Genomic DNA, 18,341 nt, shown 5'->3' with positions numbered 1-18,341 from the left:
ACAAACGACTCACCATTAACCCCATGTCGAGGCGAATTATGACTATAAAAATCACCGCCGAACAGTTATCCATGCGCTTTAAAGAGCGTGTGCTTTTCCACATCCCTGAGTTAGCCATCGGCCCAAATGATGCCATTTATCTCAAGGGTGACAATGGTGTGGGCAAAACTACCCTACTCAAAATCCTTGCTGGCTTGCTCAAACCCTCTACTGGCGATGTTGTTGCGCCAAAAGATACGTGGCTGAAAAGACTGACGCGTCGCAATGGTCGTGTCGATGTGATTTATCTCCATCAATCCCCTTACCTTTTTGACGGCACTGTATATGAAAACGTAGTCTATGGAGTGAAATATCAACAAGACACGCAAAAAGATAAGCGAGCTCAAGTTATTCACGCGCTGCGCATGGTAGGTTTAGAAACCTTAGCGGACGAACATATTTCCGTGTTGTCCGGCGGTGAAAAACAGCGCGTTGCCATGGCAAGGGCTTGGATCTTAAAACCGTCGATTTTATTGATGGATGAGCCAAGTGCGTCTTTAGACCAAGAATCCATTGAACGATTGGTGGTGATGGCGAAAGATCTTTTGGATCGCGGTTCCAGTATCGTGGTGACAAGCCATCAGGCAAACGCACTGACCGACTTATGTAAAAAACAGTGGTGGATTAAAGACAAGACTTTGATAGAGTCTCCTCTGTTGTATGTCATACCAAAAGAAACATCCCAAGAGAATGCATATGCTTCAACCAACACAAACTAGTTGGGTCATTTTGGCTGGTGGCCAAGCCAGCCGTATGGGTGGAAAAGATAAAGGTCTGATTGAGTTAAATCAGAAGCCACTCATCGAACACGTTATTGAACGTTTATCTCCACAAACTCCACGCATTTTAATTAATGCCAACCGAAACCAAGATGCGTACAGCAAATTTGGTTTCGTATTTAGTGATCAATTCAAAGATTTCCCTGGGCCTATGGGCGGTATTCACGCGGGTTTGATGCATGCTGAAACTGACTGGGTCGGATTTGTACCTTGCGATAGTCCACAAATTAACACCGACCTTGTCGAGCGTTTCTGCCAAGCCGCCCAAGAAGACAGTGATATTTTGGTCGCGCATGATGGTGACCATCAGCAACCTGTTTTTACGCTCTACCACAAGCGCGTAATGCCAAAACTCACCGCATTTTTAGAACGTGGCGACCGAAAAATCATTCTGCTCTACAAAGAGTGCAACACCAGTTACGTTGACTTTAGCGACTCACCAAACTGTTTCGTCAACTTGAACACTCCGGAAGAACTGGCGCAATTTGGACAATTAGAATCATGAAATACACGCTAAACATTCCTATTCTTGGTTTTGCAGCTTATTCAGGCACAGGCAAAACCACGCTACTTGAAGCCCTATTGCCAAAGCTGACTGAAGCAGGTTTACGCATTGGCATGCTAAAACATGCGCACCACAACTTCGATGTCGATAAGCCGGGTAAAGACAGCTACCGTTTACGCAAAGCTGGCGCGTCTCAAATGCTGATTGCTTCTCGCAACCGTTTTGCGTTAATGACAGAAACGCCAGAAGCCGAAGCGGAGTTTGAATACCTCTTAACTCGTTTTGATGAAGACAAGCTCGATGTGGTTTTGGTTGAAGGCTGTAAAAACATCGCGTTTCCTAAAATTGAATTGCACCGTGAAGAAGTGGGTGAACCTTGGCTTTACCCTCACGATGAAAACATCATCGCTATCGCGTCAGACGGCGGCGAGTTGGAGTCTGAACTGCCACAAATGAACATCAACGATCTTGAGGCGATTGCTCAGTTCGTTATTCAGTATGTTCAAGAAGCGAAAGCACCAAAAAACAAAGAGAAAGACGCCGCATGTTGCGACACACTTTCTCCGGCTTTCCTTTCTGTGGTTCAAGGCCAAGAAAAAATCCTTTCTTTGGTGAACACGGTTTCGGAAATAGAAGCATGCAGGATTGAAAATGCTTACGGGCGCGTTCTTGCGGAACATATCGTTTCACCAGTAAATGTGCCGCAATACACCAACTCCGCGATGGACGGTTATGCCATCCGCAGTGATGATGTTGAGCGTGATAGCTACCAAGTGATTGCTGAAGTGATGGCGGGCCATGCTTACGATCAGCCTCTGAAAGTTGGTCAAGCAGTTAAGATCATGACTGGCGCACCAACACCACGTAACGGCGATACAGTGGTCATGCGTGAGCAAGCCACTCAAAAAGGTGACAGGGTCACTTTTAACGGTGCGAATATCAAAGCAGGCCAAAACGTTCGTCAAGCAGGTGAAGATCTCGCTATCGGCAGTGATGTCTTTACCGCAGGCACTCGCCTCGCCTCTCCAGAAATGGGCATGATCGCTTCGCTTGGCTTTGGTGAAGCGAATGTATTCCGCAAATTGAAAGTTGCCGTGTTCTCCACCGGTGACGAAGTACAAGCGCCGGGAACAGAGCAAAAAGCGAATTCTATCTACGATTCCAACCGTTTTACCATCATGGGCATGCTTGAAAAGCTCGGCTGCGAGATCTTGGATTTCGGTATTCTGGAAGACAACGAACAGTTAATGATTGAAGCGTTGGAAAACGCATCGGCTCAAGCAGACGTGGTTATGACTTCTGGTGGCGTATCTGTTGGTGATGCGGATTACATCAAACTTGCCTTGGATAAACTTGGTCAAATCGATTTTTGGCGAATCAACATGCGTCCGGGACGTCCATTAGCGTTTGGTCAAATCAACAACAAGCCGTTCTTTGGTCTGCCGGGCAACCCTGTTGCCGTGATGGTTTCATTCATCAACTTTGTTGAGCCTGCACTGCGTAAGATGCAAGGCGAACAAGGGTGGAAGCCTCTGAAAGTGAATGCCATCGCGACTGAAAACCTTCGCTCTCGACAAGGTCGTACCGAGTTTAGCCGTGGCGTCTATGAACTGGATGAAACTGGCCGTTTAACCGTTCGTACAACAGGCAAGCAAGGTTCTGGTATTTTGCGCTCAATGAGTGAGGCAAACTGTTTGATCGAAATCTCCCCAGCTATTGATACAGTAAAAGCGGGAGAAAGCGTGACAATTATCCCACTTCAAGGCAGAATCTAGCTCAAACTAGAAATTCAAAGGTCAGCGAGTCTGGCCTTTTTGTTTAATACAGAAACCTTTTTAGAGAGACAGCTATGGCTCGCACCATTCTTTACACTTACAAAGACCAAGACAAAGAACTGACGTTCTCATACCAGCAACACCGCAACATTCAAGAAGCAGTTGCAGAGGCAGAAGGTATCGATATCACTGAGTTCCTAAAGATGGAGCAACAAATCGAAGCAGTGTCTGACACTAAAGCGGTGCGAAACTACCGCGACAACTACTTCAGAAAATTAGGCTTTAGCAAAATCACCCTAGCTCAAAAAGAAAACCTGGGCGTAGGCAAAAAGAACAAATAAGCTTAGCTGCAAACAGAAAACTCACGATTCGTCGTGAGTTTTTTATGCATGCTACTTTTGTTCATGATCTATACCCGAGCATACCGAAATTACTTAGGTATATAAGTAAAAGCCCCGTTTAACCTTGAAAGTCTAAACGGGGCTTTAAATTTCTTCTTACTTTATATCGAGTAAGGTTTAAGTCATTACTTGATGTTTAAGAACGCAGCGCCGCGTACACCACCTGAATCACCGTGTTTTGCTTTGATGATCTTAGGACACTTAGCCACAGACAATAAGTGTTTAGGGATGCGTTTTGGCATCTCTTCGTAAATCAATTCGAAGTTAGATAAGCCGCCACCAAGTACAACGGTGTGTGGGTCTGTTGCAGTAAACAGGTTTGCAAAGCAGATCGCTAGCAGCTCCATAAAGCGCTCGACGTGCTCTACTGCTTTCTCCTCACCCTCTACGTGCGCTTTAATAATGTCGATCGCTTTCTTCTCTTCGCCGTAGTAATGCGCGTAAAGAAGCTCGAAACCACGACCAGATAGGTAGCTATCTAAACAGCCTTTGTTGCCACAGCCACAACCCAGTAATGGTGCGTTTTCGCCTAGGTGGAACCATGCGTCGATAGGAAGACGTGTGTGACCCACCTCACCCGCTACGTGGTTGCGGCCAGAGAATACTTTGCCTTCGTAGATAAAGCCGCCACCAAAACCAGTACCAAGGATCAAACCTAGTACAGATGGTTCATCTTGAAGATCTTCGTCCCAGGCTTCAGAAAGCGCGAAACAGTTTGCATCGTTTTCAATTTTTACGCTGCGACCGATTTTAGCTTCCAGATCAGCACGAAGTGGTTTGCCTTTTGCCGCAGGAACGTTAACTGTTAGTACCGTTGCATCATCGGCGTCTTCCATACCTGGTAGGCCAAGACCAATCGTACCTTCGCAGCCAAACTCTGTATCGTATTTGTTCACCAATTCCGCAATGGTATCAACCAGCAGCTCGTAGTTGTCTGTTGGTGTAGGTACACGTTCCGTCGCTACACGCTCAAGCTTCTCGTTAAATGCACCAAATTCAATTTTAGTGCCGCCGACATCAAAGCCGTAATACATGTATTTCTCTCCTAAAAAATGCTTCAAACGACTCTCAAAAATGGCTAGAGTCAAAAGTATAAACTGATGGCATTATCCATATCTGTACGCCTGCAAACCGTGACCGAATGCAGATTTATCCCCTCACCGAAGCCAGTTGAACAACATACCATCAACAAAAGCTCATTCCTTAGAGTCAGCTCTCGGTTTTCATCCACTCTTTGAAACGTTTCAAGTGTGGCTGGTTAGGGTCGTTTTTGACTCGAGTCTTGCTCAGCATGTAAGTTTCTCTGAAGGCTTCAAACCACAATTGAAGGCATTCCGCAGCTTTCGGCTCACCAGCTTGTTTTAAAACTAATGTCGCGACTTCGGCGGTTGAAAGATGCTGCTCATTCTCGGAGCGGCGCATGATGTATTCAGACAGAGATTCCGGCTCAATGGAAAGCACAGGCAAAGATTTAAGAAAATCAGAACGACGGAATATCTTTCGTGCCTCACGCCAGCTACCATCAATAAAGATCAGCAACCATTTTTTGTTCTCGACATCTTCTTTTACCAATCGCCCTGGCTCTAGATCTTCAATTAAACGAGAGGGATCATCCACATAGTCTGCAGGAAATACAATCACCGGTTGGTAACTGTCATCCTGTAGTAGCGCTAGCATCTCTTCAGACGGTTCTGTTCGGTTCCATTGATACACGTAAGTCTCTTGAATCGTATCAGCGATTAGACGACCGGTATTACTTGGCTTAAACACTTCGTTTTCAGAAACAATCAACATACATGCAATATTGGCCTTGATGTTTGGCTGAAGGTCGCACAAACAGTGTTGCTCAGAAACCTGGCAATATTGGCAACGAACCACTTTACATCCACGCGCGTTGAAAGGCTTGGTTGAGATAGATTGTCGGTACTGATATAAACGGTGGAAAGCGTGAATTCTCATGGTAAGTAATGCCAAGTAAAAAGTAGAGCGCGATTCTACTGATATTATGGTTTCGCCTCAAGATAAGCCCATCAGCAGTGTGTTGAAATAATTTCACTCTTATCTCGGTCATAGATAAAGAAATAAATAAGGGAATGACAGTGACAGAAACGACATTTCAAGAACCCTCATGGCTCAGATTAGGCTTTTTCCTTGGCGTATTATTGCTTTGTGCTATTTGGGAGAACAAATTGCCTAGAAAAACACTGACCGCTTCGCGCAGGTTTCGCTGGGTCAATAACTTGTCATTGGTTGCTTTTAACAGCCTAGTTATTGCTTTAATCATGCCTATCGCCGCCTTTCAAGCTGCGGTCATAGCTCAGGAGCAACAATGGGGGCTGCTGAATATTCTGTCCCTCCCCGCTTGGTTAAATATTTTTCTAACCGTCATTTTGCTTGATTTCGTCATTTACGCTCAGCATGTTGTCTTTCATCATGTAAAACCGCTGTGGAAGATTCACCGAATGCATCACGCCGATCTCGACATAGACGTCACTACAGGCGCACGCTTTCATCCCTTCGAAATAATCATTTCAATGGGAGTAAAAATTGCAGCCGTGTTTATCTTAGGTGTTTCACCTATCGGAATTGTGGTATTTGAAATTGTGCTTAATGCGAGCGCGATGTTTAATCACAGTAATGCAAAACTGGCTTTATCTATGGACCAAAAACTGCGAAACGTCATCGTTACACCAGACATGCATCGCGTGCACCATTCAGTGATAGTAAAAGAGACCCACTCAAACTTTGGTTTTTTCCTTTCAGTTTGGGACCGCTTTTTTGGGACATACCGAGCTCAGCCTAAGTTGGGTCATGAAGATGTTGTTATTGGTGTGCCGGAAATTAGAGACGAAGAAGAGCAAAGATTAGATAAGCTGTTAACGCAGCCCTTTCGCTACAATAAAGAGAAGAAGTAATGGTTGAAAAAATATTGTTGGATGAAGTATGTCAACAAAACGAATAGACCAAGCCTAAACCCCAGTTAAACACTACTTCATCCTCATGATGTGTAAGAACAGATTAGTTTTCTGCTAGCTGACGCTTTTTGTTTAGCTGAGTAATACCAACAAATAAACCAACAACACCAAGCACTGCACATGCCAAAGCATTGGTGTTCATTACTTGCTGTGCCTCTATTGAGCTGTATAGAAAAGCAAGGCTGAAGAAAGTGGTGGCAAAGCTCAAACCTGTCAGTACGCTGAAACCAGCAAAACTGGCCAAGTCTTTAAAATCGTTCATAACGAGTCCCTGTTTACAATCCTTAATCGAGTGTTGTGAAAATAATAATTAACGAAATATTTGGCGCGATTGACTATGTTTTCGCGCATTCCATAACCAGATAGATACCCCAAATGAGAACCCTAAAAACAGTGTCTTCATTTGTAGGGCGACGTTGTTATCTAATATTTCTAATGTATAGTGAGCGTGGGAACTAAAGATAACATTGGTTATAAGAATCAATAACATAACGACTAGGCCAGAGCGGCGATGCTTGACCAATAGATACGCTGCTAATAAGTCCAATAGTCCCAAAGCGCTCCAATACATATTCAACCAGCGTGGCGCAAAATCGTAAGGTAAAAAGCCACCAACAATGTTGTCATAAAGATGAACCACTCCGCCAACTGTCATAAAAAGGCATAAGAGAAACACGACGAATTTATCCATTACCGTTTCCTTATCTGAATGAATGAGCAAAGCATATAGAAGTCACTTAAACATTTGTAATCCCATCGCCATTTTTGAGATCGACAGTGCCATTATCAACACGATGAGAACAGTAACGGCTGCTCTACCTTCTTTATTTAGCATAGTGTTTGCTTTGTCATTGTCCCAAATCCGCCAATGCAACGACAGAATCCTCCTTTAAATCACGCCTTGGTTTATCAACTCTCGTACCTTTTCCAGCCCGCGCTGAAACACAGTATGTGCATTCGCGGGAAGGCCGCTCTCGACATCGTGCCAGAAGAACGCGAAATCATGTCCACCATCGTCTTGCGTATGAAACAGCCATGAATTAGCGAGGTCAGCACACTCACACAAAACAAAATGCCATACTTGATTTTGAAAGCCACTGTCCCATGAGCATAAATATCGTGCGGAATGAACATGTGTGATACCAGACTCCTCAGCGAGCTCCCGCTTGGCCGCTATGATGTAACTTTCATCAAACACTTCAACAGTGCCCTTGACGAGCTGAACACCCGCCAACGGATGTTTAAAAAGTAGGATCTCTTGATTTTGATTACGTAGAACGACGGGGCAAACTTTATCGATCACAAAACCACTCCTTCTTATGGCTTTAGCTTTCTCTGGATATAAAAAAATCGCATGAAGCTGCATGATTCATTCCTTTGAATTCTGGCGACATTCTAGTCAACGAGTCCCTCGAACAAAGCATTAACATCACGTTGTGATAACTAAACCCTTTAGAAATGAACGAGATGAGATGTAACTCACTTTTGCGATGCAAATAGGAGCCATTAAATGAGTAGCCGTAACAAAAAAGCAGAACCGAGGTTCTGCTTTTAGTCGGTGGAAACATCTCATTTACTTGGTCTGATGAAGCTCATACTTGTGCAGCATTGCTTGCTGGTGCCCAGCAATTTCCGCCACTTGCTCAGAACTCTCAACCATAGACTCAAGCTGCAGCTTTGTGCGTTCGCCAAGATCAGAAATATGTGTGATGGATTGAGATACATCTGCCGTCGCTCGTTCTTGTTCTTCTGTAGCCACTGAGATTTGCTCAACACGTTCTTGAATGTGCTTAACCGCGAGGTTGATATCAGAGAATGTCGATTTCACTTCATTGCTGGACTGTAGCGCGTGGGTCATTTCTTCTCTTGAATCATTAACTGCTTGGCGCGAGCGCTCTGCGGCAGTAATAAGCTCGCTCATCATTTCTCGGATGTTCGTAGTTTGTTGAGAGGTATCACTTGCAAGTTTGCGAACTTCATCAGCGACAACCGCAAATCCACGCCCTTGCTCACCAGCACGGGCAGCCTCTATTGCCGCGTTGAGAGCAAGTAAGTTGGTGTTGTCCGCGATCCCACTGATCATATCCACCATTTCACGAATCTGTTTAACACGCTGGTCTAGCTCTAACATTGACTGTTCATTTACATCCAAAGAGCTTTCTAATGACTCCAAACGTTCGCGGTTTTGTTCCACGACTTGAACCCCTTTTTCAGTGTGCTGGGTTGCAAGGAGCGAGTCCTGTGAAGATGCATTTGTCACCATTGCTATTTCACGAATAGAGGCTTCAAGCTGCGTTATGGTCGTGATCATACTCGACAACGCTTCATTTTGTGTTGCCAACCCATCACTTGTTTGTTCGGCTGCACTGTGACTTACTTCTGCCGTCTGATAAAGCGTTTCACAATTGCGCGTCACCGTTTGAATGGAGTCGTGTGTGGAATCGATTACTTGATTCAACTTTCGTGCTACTTCTTTCAGCTCATAAGGGCCGACTTCTTCTGCCTTGTCACGAAAATCATGTTCGGTAAGTGCTGAAAGACGCGTTAGTACATTCCTTAACCCTCGGTTTGTCCATGACTTGAGACTAAACCAAGTAACCAGAATAATAAAAGAAATCACACACGCCGCAAACACGAGCACAACGCTCACCGATTCAATGGTCTCGTTGACCACCCGCTCTTTTTCATCGATCAACTGACCAGCGGTTTGGGAGATTTGATCAAGTAACCGCATGGTTTCATCCGCAAGCATCGAAGCCTGTTTAAACTCTGAACGTTGCAATTCCCCTTGTTCTAGTTTGGCGAGGATCAAACGCAGCACGCCCTTTTCACTAAAGCCTTGTTTCACCATCTCATATGGTGCGGTTAAGCTTGCATATTCACTTACTTCAGGATGAAAAGATTGGAAGTCTTCATAGGCGAGTTTAATACCTGCTATGCGATTTCGCATTTCTCGGTATTCTTTTTCGGCTTTGTTTAATTCTGAGTGCATCATCATGACTAAGAACGTACTTTCCATTGAGCTTGCAGAAGCAATGAAACGGTTAGCGGCACCGCTCGACTCAGGATTATCAGCACTAAGGAACGAACTGATTCGATTCATTTCCGGGCCGATAGAGCTAAGCCCATAGCGAAAACCACCAACAGCGGCATCAATATCCATTTGAATTTGTATCACCGAAGATTGCTTCAACAAAATGGACTGCGTGATGTTATGTAAACGCGCTAGTTTGGTGTCTAACTCCTCCGAGAGTTGCTGAGCTACACCAGACGCTTTCACAACCAAAGTTGTGCTTTGAGTTGCAAGAGAGTCGATTTGCTCTTTTACGAGAGGCAACTCTTTCGGCTCAGTAATCTGCATACCATGGTTGAGTAGCTTAACCATCTCCAATACATTCCTGGTTAACTTTGCGTTTGCCATCGCGATTGGTAATGCTTTTTGCGACAAGTCTTCAAATTGTTCCCCTACCTGTTCCATTCCTTTGAAACTTGAGACAGAAAGGGCTATAACAAGAGCAATGATAGTTAAAAATGTTGCACTGACAGCCTGAATCAGTGAAAGTGATGTGCGTGAGCGTTTTCGCTTTGCCATAATCAATTTTTATTCTTTCTTAAGGTTGAATCGGTTCTGCAGTGATTCCGTCACATTTGTGAGACAAAACCGTGATTTGCAGCCCATACTATGGATTGGTTATGACACTAATATTTCAGTTGTGAGTCATAGAGATGACAGGTGGTGATTTGCGTCGAGTATATTTTCCTTTGATAATCAGTGTGCTACTAAGCGCCTGCTCTTCTGGGCCTGAGCCTAGTGAGCAAGCTCAAGTGACAGCACCTACAAATCAGCTATTGTCGGACAACCCCGACTTGTTCGAGTTTTACACAGAGTGGCACGGCACGCCTTATCGCTTAGGCGGGACACAGAAATCTGGAATTGATTGCTCAGCATTTGTACAAAAAGCGTTTATTGAGGCTTATCAGCTCTCGTTACCAAGGACAACGAGGCAGCAATCAACGCAAGGTGTGGAGTTAAGTTGGACGGATGCCAAGCAAGGGGATCTAGTGTTTTTTAAAACAAGACGTACAACTTATCATGTCGGAATTTACTTGGGTAACAAGCAGTTCATGCATGCATCGACGTCTAGAGGTGTGATTATTTCAAGAATCGACAACCCATACTGGGCATCTAAGTTTTGGCAAATAAGAAGAGTTACAATGTAACTCTTCTTACTCTTAACCGGACATTGCTGTAAGTTAAAACAATATCAGTCGTAAGTCGCAACAGCATTATCGAACAGATTTTTGACCAGAGCGATGTATTCATCAAGGAACGTGATCTGTTCATTGGTCGCTTTTTTATGCCATACCCCAGCCAATATCTCACCAAGATCTTCAACAACTGCATCAGCCTCTTTCAACAATTTGAAACGTACGCTCGAGTGAAGTTCTGGATTTTGCTCAAAAATCGCCATGATGTTTGAAGCCACCATATCGGTGACAACATCTTCGATGCTTTCGGATCCAGTGTCGCCAATTTCGGTCGTAAAAATATCTAGATTTAGAGACAAGTGCTCGATAAGAGCGAGATATCCATCGGTTTCTAAAACCACTGTTTTTCTCCGTTTATTGCAAGCCTTCGAAGCTGAAAGCAGAATAGTTTCAATAGTAAGACATGCCGAGAAAATTTCATTAACTTATTTCATATTAACAAACATTCACGAACCAACTGGATGATTTTCAAACAATTGAGCTTTGCTTCACTGAATTCGGATACAGGGTTTCTTCAAACCTTTTTATATTTCAGCCATTTTCATGCAAACAGGTTTGGTTACGACCATTTTCTTTTGCACGATACAGCGCAGCATCGGCACTCTTTAACCATTGAGTGTGAGTTTCAAAATAAGGCTTATACTCGCAAACACCAATACTTATCGTGTAATTAATCAAAAAATCTTCCACTTTCACGATCTCTTGCTCAATTCTTTTGCGCAAACGCTCTGCGAAATAGCAAGCTTGCTCCTGGTTTGTGTGAGGAAGTAGTACGGTAAACTCTTCACCACCAAAACGACCGCAGATGTCACTGCTTCTTGCTGTTTTTCTCAACAAGGCAGAGGTTCGACGAATGACTTCGTCCCCTGTCGGGTGACCATAAGTATCATTCACCTTCTTAAAGTGGTCGATATCGAATATTACTAATGAGCATGGTCCGTCGATAACTTTTAAGTGAGCAAACTCATCTTTCAATGATTGCTCCCAATAAGCGCGATTAAATAAACCTGTTAAACCATCTTTGCGACTGATTTCCGACAAATGTTGATTTGTTTCTTTCAAATGAATGCGATTTCTCGCAGTTTCAGAAACATCATTGACTTGAATCGCTATGTGGCTGACCTCTCCTGAGAGCCCAATTAACGGCGTGATCACGATATCTTGATACATAAAATCACTGCTGTTTGAAACCGGAGAAAAATTGTTGAACTTAAAAAGATACGGTCGGTTTTCCCAGCTAGAAAAAGAACGAGTTTCCAGATCGGCGGCAGCTTTTATCTTGGTTTCTAGCCAAGTTCTTGGCAGCTCTTCAAAATGCTCAAATAAACATTCACCAAGAATTTCTTGTGATAGAATGCCACTGTATGACTGCATAAAACTGTTCCACACACACACTTTATACTCTTGATCCAAAACAATAAGCCCTGAATCCATCGTATCGAGAATTTGTGTGACCCAATGAAAGTCTGCTATGTCCAGCGTGATATCGGACATTAGATTAGCTCCATGATTTCATAGATTATTTCTACGGATGGCTTATCAATTAAAAACAGTACCTCGCACTCGAAATCGAGCGCTTCTGCCATGTAGGTGTATTCGATAGTAAAGAGCTCACCCAACTCGCCTTGCTCTTCACAATAAGGTGTTAAGGTATCCACAATGCCTGGCTGACGAAGTGAGAACTGCTTGTCGAGTTGATCGCCCAATGATGTGAGAAATGACGAAACCAGTAGGTTAGAGATATTCAAGATGATTTCATTATGAGGCGTAAACTCAAGGAGGTAACCTAATTTTTCCCCAATCTGATTGATATCCCTACCACGTAAGCACACCAGTGCCTCTCCGTGAATACCACCACCGACAAACCTCTGCGCTACCGCAACGGAACTGTCACGCCCAACCACATCAACCAGTGTCATATGAAGCTCGCCGTAGGACAACGGTCCAACATGAGGAACAGGAAGTTGTATGAACTCATGTAAATGGTCGGCCATAATCGCAGCCCCTTTACCAAGGGCAATGTTCGCAATTTCACGGAATTTGGCTAGTAAGGAAAGCTCTTCGCAACCCTGGTTTTTAGAATCAACCGAATGACTAGGTTTGAACGCATAATGCAGTCCTAATTGTTCGTATAGTGGGAGCACCTGCTCTTCTGTCAGAGGCTTAGCGATAAAAGCTTGAGCACCAAGATCGAGACAGCGCTGTTTTGCCTCTTGTTGAACATCTCCAGAAATAATGACGATGTTGGTCGGGTACTGACTAACAGGTAATGATTCGAGGACCTCAAAACCATCCATTATGGGCATCGTTAAATCGAGAAACAAAATATCGATATTTTGCTCAGCAAGAATATTAAGCGCCTCATAACCATCTTGCGCTTCAATAAGATGCAATGATGTATCTTGTACGATAGAACGCGCAATAAGCTTTCTTGCAACAGCTGAGTCATCACATATCAGTATTTTCATGCCACCAATGGAACTAACGTCAAAAAAATCATAATACCTGTTGTAAACGTTCATCTCCATATGCTAAGCCAACAAATCAGAGGCTTATAAGCGATTTGATTCACATTTATACAAATTGACTACACTAAGAGGAAGGTTTCTTTACTAAGTATGCTCAACATAGCGCCAACTCCCTGCTATTTATCCTAAACTATTGGTGGTCAAATAGATTCGCGAGGTTTTGTATGTGGCAAGCAATATCGCAACAGCTTTCTGATACTTTATTGTTCGATTACCAGATCACGGAAAAAGTAAGGCTGTCTGGTGGGGATATCAGTGAAAGCTACATGATCAATGATGGCGAGCAACGTTATTTTGTGAAAATTAACGATCGCGAGTTTTTGTCGAAATTTGAGGTAGAAGCTGAAAGCCTGCATCTTTTGCGTGAAACATCCACCCTATTTGTACCTGAGGTGGTATTGGTTGGTAAAACCAAAAATGCCTCATTCTTAATTCTTAACTACCTTCCAACGAAACCATTAGAAGATGGTCCCAACAGCTTTAAATTTGGGCAGCAATTAGCTCACCTACACCAGTGGGGCGAGCAAAAAGAGTTTGGTTTTGATACCGACAACTATCTCGGTTCGACTCTACAGCCCAACAAATGGCACAAGAAATGGTGTGTATTCTTTGCTGAGCAACGCATAGGATGGCAATTACAGCTCCTTAAAGAAAAAGGCGTCACCTTGGTTGATATCGATGACTTTATCGATGTCGTAAAACAGCGGCTAGCAAACCATGCTCCGGAACCTTCTTTGTTGCATGGCGATTTATGGAATGGAAATGCGGCACTCACTGCATTCGGTCCTATCTGTTACGATCCTGCGTGCTATTGGGGGGACAGGGAGTGTGATATTGCGATGACGGAGCTTTTTGGTGGATTTCAACCAGAATTTTATCAAGGCTACGAATCGGTTATGCCACTTTCTTCAAGCTATGAAGAGCGTAAAGATATCTATAACCTTTACCATGTTCTCAACCATTGTAATTTGTTTGGCGGCCATTACTTGGAACAGGCTCAACTGGTTATTAATAAAATCATTTCTTATTAATTTGGAAGCCACTGCATATTTCAAGATGTAAAATCTCGAGGCACATCACTACAGAAGATCACCCTAAGCTCAAGGTTGAGTTTGGGGTCAAGTTTTGTACTTATTTCGACTCAATTAGCAACAACTCGACCTAATATCAAAGGAGACTTAACTTTGGATTGTGCCTATTTTCCTTGTAGGCAAAGTAAGTAAAGGGCTGTACTTCCTTGATGAATAGTGTGTTTAAAAGCCCTGCGAGATTAGGAGTTGTTGTATGAAAAATTATACCGAAAGGTATGTAAAGTGCCCGCATTGCGGACACTCTATCGGCATTACATTGGATGCAAGTAATGGTGACCAAGAGTTTTATGATGATTGCCCAGCTTGTTGCCACGCTATCCACCTAAATATGCGAGTGGATGAGTTACAAGATAAGGTCGAACTAATTATCGATGACAATTACGAATAACAGCTCGAGCATGTGAACATCAGAAATATAAAAACGCTTAAATGAAAAAGGAGCATTAGGCTCCTTTTTCTCATTCTAAAGCTGTTTTGCTGCAAGAACGCGCTCAACAGTATCAACAATTGCTTGAGTCTGAGGATCAAACTCAATATTAACACGCTCCCCTACTTGTCTCACTCCGAAAAGCGTTCGCTGCAAGGTTTCTGGAATTAGGTGTACCGAAAAACGACACGCTTCAACTTCACCAATAGTTAGCGAGCAGCCATCTAAACCAATGTAACCTTTCGCTAATACATATTTCATTGATTCTTGCGGCAGTTGGAACCAAATCGTGCGGTTATTGGGCGTATCGATGATATCGACAATATCTGCCGTTAAACTAATATGACCAGACATACTATGCCCGCCTATTTCGTCACCAAACTTAGCCGCGCGCTCAATGTTTACGCTATCCCCTTCCACCAGCCGACCTAAATTAGTAAGAGCCAATGTCGCTTGCATTAAATCAAAACTGATAAGGTTGCCTTCGATCTTAGTCACAGTTAGACAACATCCGTTGTGTGCAACGGATGCACCAATTTCTAACCCTTTACAAAGTTCATCGCTTAACTCGACAACGTGCGTTTGAAAGCGTTCTTTTTTATCAATTTTAACGACCTTCGCCGTACCCTGAACTATTCCTGTAAACATTTCTTTTTACCTATTGATTTAATACCAACTGTAGTCGAAGACTAAGCCCTAAACACTGCGCTACAGGTCGGAAATAAAGACCGCAGACGATAAAGCCATGGCTTAATGAACACTGGTTTGTTCTCATGCATGCTTCAACATTACCATGATTCGCTGCTGTTCTCAGTAAAAGCGTATCCTTAGCGTGGAGAGCGTCCAGTCAGTGTTATCGACTATTAGCTACCTAGCTATGGAATATAAACATACAATTGTTTATCATTTGCGCGGAGTTTCTCCGAGGCATTTTTTCACCTTATCGTGACTAAAATCAACCATCAGATCCGTTCACCACATCTTTTGCCCTCGAGTACTCTCATTCTTTCAACTTATTGTTCCGCTCTGGAGTATTTTTCGTGCATCGCTATAAAGAAGAAGCATCAAGTCTTATCAAATTGGCGACCCCGGTATTGATCGCATCTGTCGCTCAAACTGGTATGGGGTTTGTTGATACCGTAATGGCTGGCGGCGTTAGCGCCACCGACATGGCTGCGGTTTCTGTCGCTTCAAGTATTTGGCTACCATCCATTTTGTTTGGGGTGGGTTTATTAATGGCATTGGTCCCTGTTGTCGCACAGTTAAATGGCTCTGGTCGTCGAGTGAAAATACCGTTTGAAATTCAGCAAGGCGTCGTTTTGGCATTGCTGATCAGTGTGCCGATAATTGCAGTCCTGCTTCAAACCCAGTTTATTCTCGGGCTGATGGATGTTGAAGCACTGATGGCTGAAAAAACGGTGGGATACATTCATGCCGTTATATTAGCAGTACCCGCTTTTTTACTTTTCCAAACGCTTAGAAGCTTTACGGATGGTATGTCATTGACGAAACCGGCAATGGTTATTGGCTTTATCGGTTTGCTGCTCAACATTCCTCTAAACTGGATTTTCGTGTACGGCAAGTTTGGTGCACCTGAATTAGGCGGTGTTGGCTGTGGTGTAGCAACCACGATTGTTTACTGGGTCATGTTTGCCATGCTATTGCTGTATGTGATGACATCAGAGCGATTGAAAAGCATCAACCTATTTGGAGAATGGCATCGCCCACAATGGAAAGCGCAAGTTCGTCTATTCAAGCTCGGCTTTCCTGTTGCAGCAGCGCTGTTTTTTGAAGTGACATTGTTTGCTGTTGTTGCACTGCTCGTTTCACCACTGGGTCCTATCATTGTGGCAGCGCATCAAGTCGCGATTAACTTCTCCTCGTTGGTATTTATGCTACCAATGAGTATTGGTGCAGCAGTAAGCATTCGTGTCGGCCATCGACTTGGTGAAGAAAACGTAGATGGCGCGCGCGTAGCGTCACGAGTCGGCATTATGGTTGGTCTAGCATTGTCCGTTCTCACAGCGATTTTAACCGTCTTGTCTCGTGAGTGGATCGCCGAGCTTTATACTAGCAACCCAGAGGTAATCACTCTAGCGATGCACCTGCTCGTGTTTGCCGCTGTTTATCAATGTACGGATGCGGTTCAAGTGATCGCAGCTGGTGCATTACGCGGCTATAAAGACATGCGAGCCATCTTCAACCGTACTTTTATTGCTTATTGGATTCTTGGGCTGCCAATTGGTTACGTCCTTGGCCGTACAGACTGGATTGTCGAGCCAATGGGAGCACAAGGCTTCTGGCTTGGTTTTATCATCGGCCTATCTTCTGCGGCCTTTATGTTAGGCGTCAGAATGCGTTGGATGCATCGCCAAGAGCCAGAAGTGCAATTGAACTTTTCAGTTCAATAAAAAGTAAAAAAAGCCAGCATCCGCTGGCTTTTTTGATCGAATAATCACACGGTTGAGTATACTTATAACAAGATTGCGAAGTGGTTGATTTTGCTCTCTAGACAACGGATACGAAGTTATAAAAAAGGATATTTGTGCGGTCTATTTTATTGTTCTTAATCTTGATTCTTAATGGTTGTGATAACTGGTTCAATCCAGAGAACGCCATGTTTGATAAGTATCATCAACGTGTAGCCAATGTATTGGACGTTCCTGCTATTCCAATAGAATTACAGTCTACGGTAACGATTCCTGCGAAACGCGTTTTGTTCGAGCCATTGCCAAGGCTATCTATTGGCCTGCTAGAGAGCTATCAATTACGACAATGCGGACTCTTTAATTTACTTGCCGAGAAAAACTCACAACTTGGAAAGGTGCAGGATGCCTTTCATGATTTTGATTATCAAACTGCCCTTTTAAGAATCATAAATCGATGTTTATCCGAATTTCCACTTAGCGATGAAGAACGCGCGACATTGACAGAGCTTTACTCAACCAAGTGGCAACATCTAGACATTCATCTCGACAACTTACTACTCGTAAGTGATGCCATGCAAAAGCAACTAACAGCCTCTGATTGGCTATCTCAAAATACGACGAATGATATTGCACGCATTAACGATGTCTATCGTATTTTCAGCGAAATGTATGATTTACCCCACCGCGCGGTCTCACGTCTACCCGATGTGGAAGTTACTCAATATCAAGAAGAGTTAGAGAAATCTCGTTTACTCGGACGACTTTACTACTCGATGGTAAACACATCCCTTTGGTTAAAAGCAACAACTCAGCTACTTGAGCAGAACCAGAGCAACGTATTGTGCGGGCCGAACAGAGACACCACCCAGTTCCGCTACTTAAGAAATGTCTTTCAATCCATTTACGTTGAAGAAGTGCAACCTTATTTGGCTTATTTAGACAGTACCTATCAACAACTTAATGATGGTGCCACTTTGGTGGAGAACCGTATGCAACTCCATGGTCACCAGTACGGCATCATTGAGGCACATAGGACATTTAGGCAAGAAACCCTAAACCACGTTCAGTTTTGGCAGGGTCTCTTCAAACGATGTGGCGTAACCGTTGGCAACTAGTAAGTGCA

20 protein-coding genes are annotated in these 18,341 nt (G+C 43.7%); 10 read left to right on the top strand and 10 right to left on the bottom strand.

The genetic code is table 11. The features are described 5' to 3' along the window. The first annotated feature begins 38 nt into the window (after nt 1-38). The 4 genes from R7040_RS02680 to R7040_RS02665 all read left to right on the top strand — a co-directional run bounded on the left by R7040_RS02680 (nt 39) and on the right by R7040_RS02665 (nt 3,439). Nucleotides 39-758, top strand: a complete 720-nt coding sequence (locus R7040_RS02680; protein WP_025766658.1) for an energy-coupling factor ABC transporter ATP-binding protein — start codon at nt 39-41, stop codon at nt 756-758. Further along, entirely contained in the window at nt 736-1,323 is a 588-nt protein-coding gene (gene mobA, locus R7040_RS02675) for a molybdenum cofactor guanylyltransferase MobA (protein ID WP_017820674.1), read from the top strand. The genes R7040_RS02680 and mobA overlap by 23 nt, the downstream gene beginning before the upstream one ends. Then, complete coding sequence (locus tag R7040_RS02670) at nt 1,320-3,098, top strand: bifunctional molybdopterin-guanine dinucleotide biosynthesis adaptor protein MobB/molybdopterin molybdotransferase MoeA (protein ID WP_318081210.1); 1,779 nt, start codon at nt 1,320-1,322, stop codon at nt 3,096-3,098. The genes mobA and R7040_RS02670 overlap by 4 nt, the downstream gene beginning before the upstream one ends. 74 nt (nt 3,099-3,172) lie before the next feature. Further along, nucleotides 3,173-3,439 carry a DUF2960 domain-containing protein gene (locus R7040_RS02665; protein WP_005377584.1) on the top strand — a complete coding sequence of 89 codons (267 nt, stop codon included), beginning with the start codon at nt 3,173-3,175 and terminating at the stop codon, nt 3,437-3,439. 185 nt (nt 3,440-3,624) lie between these two features. Here R7040_RS02665 and nagK read toward each other — a convergent pair whose 3' ends face one another. Both nagK and R7040_RS02655 read right to left on the bottom strand, forming a co-directional pair. Beyond that, nucleotides 3,625-4,533, bottom strand: a complete 909-nt coding sequence (nagK, locus tag R7040_RS02660) for an N-acetylglucosamine kinase (RefSeq protein WP_017820672.1) — start codon at nt 4,531-4,533, stop codon at nt 3,625-3,627. A 175-nt stretch (nt 4,534-4,708) separates the two neighbouring features. Next, entirely contained in the window at nt 4,709-5,458 is a 750-nt protein-coding gene (locus R7040_RS02655; protein WP_021033873.1) for a tRNA-uridine aminocarboxypropyltransferase, read from the bottom strand. A gap of 140 nt (nt 5,459-5,598) precedes the next feature. Here R7040_RS02655 and R7040_RS02650 point away from each other — a divergent pair, with 140 nt between their 5' ends. Continuing rightward, on the top strand, nt 5,599-6,414 hold the full coding sequence (locus tag R7040_RS02650) for a sterol desaturase family protein (RefSeq protein WP_031777247.1): 816 nt from the start codon (nt 5,599-5,601) through the stop codon (nt 6,412-6,414). 103 nt (nt 6,415-6,517) lie between these two features. On the opposite strand, the gene R7040_RS02645 is transcribed toward R7040_RS02650, so the two are convergent. From R7040_RS02645 to R7040_RS02630, 4 genes are all read right to left on the bottom strand, one after another. Next, complete coding sequence (locus R7040_RS02645) at nt 6,518-6,736, bottom strand: hypothetical protein (protein WP_005389537.1); 219 nt, start codon at nt 6,734-6,736, stop codon at nt 6,518-6,520. Between the two features lie 48 nt (nt 6,737-6,784). Next, nucleotides 6,785-7,165: a hypothetical protein gene (locus R7040_RS02640; RefSeq protein WP_005377611.1), complete on the bottom strand. Its 381-nt coding sequence runs from the start codon at nt 7,163-7,165 to the stop codon at nt 6,785-6,787. Nucleotides 7,166-7,363: 198 nt separating this feature from the next. Continuing rightward, nucleotides 7,364-7,777, bottom strand: coding sequence for an NUDIX hydrolase (locus tag R7040_RS02635; RefSeq protein WP_021707743.1), 414 nt, complete (start codon nt 7,775-7,777; stop codon nt 7,364-7,366). Nucleotides 7,778-8,047: 270 nt separating this feature from the next. Next, entirely contained in the window at nt 8,048-10,066 is a 2,019-nt protein-coding gene (locus tag R7040_RS02630; protein WP_318081209.1) for a methyl-accepting chemotaxis protein, read from the bottom strand. A gap of 134 nt (nt 10,067-10,200) precedes the next feature. Here R7040_RS02630 and R7040_RS02625 point away from each other — a divergent pair, with 134 nt between their 5' ends. Next, nucleotides 10,201-10,695 (top strand): NlpC/P60 family protein, encoded by a 495-nt coding sequence (locus R7040_RS02625; protein ID WP_005377619.1) that lies wholly within the window; start codon nt 10,201-10,203, stop codon nt 10,693-10,695. A gap of 44 nt (nt 10,696-10,739) precedes the next feature. Here the strand turns inward: R7040_RS02625 and R7040_RS02620 are convergent, their stop codons facing one another. From R7040_RS02620 to R7040_RS02610, 3 genes are all read right to left on the bottom strand, one after another. After that, nucleotides 10,740-11,084: a DUF3802 family protein gene (locus R7040_RS02620; protein WP_005377620.1), complete on the bottom strand. Its 345-nt coding sequence runs from the start codon at nt 11,082-11,084 to the stop codon at nt 10,740-10,742. 190 nt (nt 11,085-11,274) lie between these two features. Next, nucleotides 11,275-12,237, bottom strand: coding sequence for a GGDEF domain-containing protein (locus R7040_RS02615; protein WP_005377621.1), 963 nt, complete (start codon nt 12,235-12,237; stop codon nt 11,275-11,277). Next, nucleotides 12,237-13,211: a response regulator gene (locus R7040_RS02610; RefSeq protein ID WP_042523017.1), complete on the bottom strand. Its 975-nt coding sequence runs from the start codon at nt 13,209-13,211 to the stop codon at nt 12,237-12,239. The genes R7040_RS02615 and R7040_RS02610 overlap by 1 nt, the downstream gene beginning before the upstream one ends. 224 nt (nt 13,212-13,435) lie before the next feature. Between R7040_RS02610 and R7040_RS02605 the strand changes: the two genes are divergently transcribed. Together R7040_RS02605 and R7040_RS02600 are read left to right on the top strand one after the other, a co-directional pair. After that, complete coding sequence (locus R7040_RS02605; protein ID WP_005377623.1) at nt 13,436-14,302, top strand: fructosamine kinase family protein; 867 nt, start codon at nt 13,436-13,438, stop codon at nt 14,300-14,302. 253 nt (nt 14,303-14,555) lie between these two features. Further along, nucleotides 14,556-14,750: a CPXCG motif-containing cysteine-rich protein gene (locus R7040_RS02600; protein ID WP_005377624.1), complete on the top strand. Its 195-nt coding sequence runs from the start codon at nt 14,556-14,558 to the stop codon at nt 14,748-14,750. Nucleotides 14,751-14,825: 75 nt separating this feature from the next. Here the strand turns inward: R7040_RS02600 and R7040_RS02595 are convergent, their stop codons facing one another. Next, nucleotides 14,826-15,437 carry a riboflavin synthase gene (locus tag R7040_RS02595; RefSeq protein ID WP_005377625.1) on the bottom strand — a complete coding sequence of 204 codons (612 nt, stop codon included), beginning with the start codon at nt 15,435-15,437 and terminating at the stop codon, nt 14,826-14,828. Between the two features lie 392 nt (nt 15,438-15,829). On the opposite strand from R7040_RS02595, the gene R7040_RS02590 reads away from it, so the two are divergent. Both R7040_RS02590 and R7040_RS02585 read left to right on the top strand, forming a co-directional pair. After that, the gene (locus R7040_RS02590; RefSeq protein ID WP_005377626.1) at nt 15,830-17,200 is read left to right on the top strand and encodes an MATE family efflux transporter; all 1,371 of its coding nucleotides are present in this window, start codon (nt 15,830-15,832) and stop codon (nt 17,198-17,200) included. 134 nt (nt 17,201-17,334) lie between these two features. Beyond that, nucleotides 17,335-18,333, top strand: coding sequence for a DUF3080 domain-containing protein (locus R7040_RS02585; RefSeq protein WP_171345400.1), 999 nt, complete (start codon nt 17,335-17,337; stop codon nt 18,331-18,333). Nucleotides 18,334-18,341 lie beyond the last annotated feature (8 nt).

This window comes from Vibrio sp. 1069 (assembly GCF_033340555.1).
This window is presented reverse-complemented; position numbering and strand designations above follow the sequence as displayed.

Coding starts and splice junctions, on each gene's coding strand:
- R7040_RS02600 (WP_005377624.1), top strand. CDS start 14,556: ATGAAAAATTATACCGAAAGGTATGTAAAGTGCCCGCATTGCGGACAC.
- R7040_RS02625 (WP_005377619.1), top strand. CDS start 10,201: ATGACAGGTGGTGATTTGCGTCGAGTATATTTTCCTTTGATAATCAGT.
- nagK (WP_017820672.1), bottom strand. CDS start 4,533: ATGTATTACGGCTTTGATGTCGGCGGCACTAAAATTGAATTTGGTGCA.
- mobA (WP_017820674.1), top strand. CDS start 736: ATGCTTCAACCAACACAAACTAGTTGGGTCATTTTGGCTGGTGGCCAA.
- R7040_RS02640 (WP_005377611.1), bottom strand. CDS start 7,165: ATGGATAAATTCGTCGTGTTTCTCTTATGCCTTTTTATGACAGTTGGC.
- R7040_RS02665 (WP_005377584.1), top strand. CDS start 3,173: ATGGCTCGCACCATTCTTTACACTTACAAAGACCAAGACAAAGAACTG.
- R7040_RS02615 (WP_005377621.1), bottom strand. CDS start 12,237: ATGTCCGATATCACGCTGGACATAGCAGACTTTCATTGGGTCACACAA.
- R7040_RS02655 (WP_021033873.1), bottom strand. CDS start 5,458: ATGAGAATTCACGCTTTCCACCGTTTATATCAGTACCGACAATCTATC.
- R7040_RS02680 (WP_025766658.1), top strand. CDS start 39: ATGACTATAAAAATCACCGCCGAACAGTTATCCATGCGCTTTAAAGAG.
- R7040_RS02595 (WP_005377625.1), bottom strand. CDS start 15,437: ATGTTTACAGGAATAGTTCAGGGTACGGCGAAGGTCGTTAAAATTGAT.
- R7040_RS02645 (WP_005389537.1), bottom strand. CDS start 6,736: ATGAACGATTTTAAAGACTTGGCCAGTTTTGCTGGTTTCAGCGTACTG.
- R7040_RS02610 (WP_042523017.1), bottom strand. CDS start 13,211: ATGAAAATACTGATATGTGATGACTCAGCTGTTGCAAGAAAGCTTATT.
- R7040_RS02605 (WP_005377623.1), top strand. CDS start 13,436: ATGTGGCAAGCAATATCGCAACAGCTTTCTGATACTTTATTGTTCGAT.
- R7040_RS02630 (WP_318081209.1), bottom strand. CDS start 10,066: ATGGCAAAGCGAAAACGCTCACGCACATCACTTTCACTGATTCAGGCT.
- R7040_RS02670 (WP_318081210.1), top strand. CDS start 1,320: ATGAAATACACGCTAAACATTCCTATTCTTGGTTTTGCAGCTTATTCA.